Raw genomic sequence first — 1,369 nt, 5'->3', positions numbered from 1 at the left:
GCCTCGGTCTTCTCGCGCACCTCGTCGAGCGTCACGCCCGGCGCCAGCTCGGCCAGCACCATGCCGCCGCCCTGGCGGTCGATGGTGAAGACGGCGAGCTCGGTGACGACCATGTCCACCACGCCCTTGCCGGTCAGCGGCAGGGTGCATTCGCGCAGCAGCTTGGGCTTGCCGCCGGCGGTGTGCTCCATCAGCACCACCACCTTCTTGACGCCGGCGACGAGGTCCATGGCCCCGCCCATGCCCTTCACCATCTTGCCCGGGATCATCCAGTTGGCGAGGTCGCCGTTCTGCGCCACCTGCAGCGCGCCCAGGATGGAGATGTCGATATGCCCGCCACGGATCATGGCGAAGCTGTCGGCGGAGGAGAAGAAGCTGGTGGTGGGCAGCGCCGTCACGGTCTGCTTGCCGGCGTTGATCAGGTCGGCGTCCTCGTCCCCCTCATAGGGGAAGGGGCCCATGCCGAGCATGCCGTTCTCGGATTGCAGCTGGACGCTGATGCCGTCCGGGATGTGGTTCGCCACCAGCGTCGGGATGCCGATGCCGAGGTTGACGTAGAAGCCGTCCTCCAGCTCGCGCGCGGCGCGGGCGGCCATGTCGTCGCGGGTCCAGGCCATGGCTGCTGCTCCTCAGGCGACGTTGCTGTTGGCGGGGTTGAGGTCGGTCACGCGCTTGCGGACCGTGCGCTGCTCGATTCGCTTCTCGTAGCCCTCCGGCAGCTTGACGATACGCTTCACGTAGATGCCGGGGGTGTGGATCTGGTCGGGGTCGATCTCGCCCGGCTGCACCAGGTGCTCGACCTGCACGACGGTGACCTTCGCCGCCGTCGCCATCATCGGGTTGAAGTTGCGCGCGGTCTTGCGGAAGACGAGGTTGCCCTCGGTATCGGCCTTCCAGGCGTGCACGATGGCGAGGTCGGCGAAGATCCCGCGCTCCATCACATAGGTCTCGCCGTCGAACTCGCGCGTCTCCTTGCCTTCCGCGACCTGCGTGCCGACGCCGGTCCTGGTGAAGAAGGCGGGAATTCCGGCGCCGCCGGCGCGGATACGCTCGGCCAGCGTGCCCTGCGGGTTGAACTCGATCTCCAGCTCGCCCGCCAGGTACTGCTCGGCGAAGGTTTTGTTCTCGCCGACATAGGAGGAGATCATCTTGCGGATCTGCCGCGTCTTCAGCAGCAGGCCGAGGCCCGCATCGTCGATGCCCGCGTTGTTGGAGACCACCGTCAGGTCCTTCACCCCGGAATCGCGGATCGCCTCGATCAGCAGGGCGGGGATGCCGCAGAGGCCGAAGCCGCCGGCATGGATCAACATGCCGTCGCGCAGCACGCCTTCCAGCGCGGCCTTGGCATCCGGGTAGACTTTCCGCATCG

2 protein-coding genes are annotated in these 1,369 nt (G+C 67.3%); both read right to left on the bottom strand.

The features are described 5' to 3' along the window. Window positions 1-617, bottom strand: a 617-nt coding sequence (locus ACVMLK_RS21020) for a CoA transferase subunit B (protein WP_457487540.1), incomplete at its 3' end; no start/stop codon positions are given. Between the two features lie 12 nt (window positions 618-629). After that, the gene (locus tag ACVMLK_RS21015) at window positions 630-1,367 is read right to left on the bottom strand and encodes a CoA transferase subunit A (protein ID WP_198368398.1); all 738 of its coding nucleotides are present in this window, start codon (window positions 1,365-1,367) and stop codon (window positions 630-632) included. Window positions 1,368-1,369: the final 2 nt, after the last annotated feature.

The organism is Teichococcus aerofrigidensis, assembly GCF_054073225.1.
This window is presented reverse-complemented; position numbering and strand designations above follow the sequence as displayed.

Excerpts from the sequence above, each read along its gene's own strand:
- ACVMLK_RS21015 (WP_198368398.1), bottom strand. The coding sequence starts at position 1,367 with ATGCGGAAAGTCTACCCGGATGCCAAGGCCGCGCTGGAAGGCGTGCTG.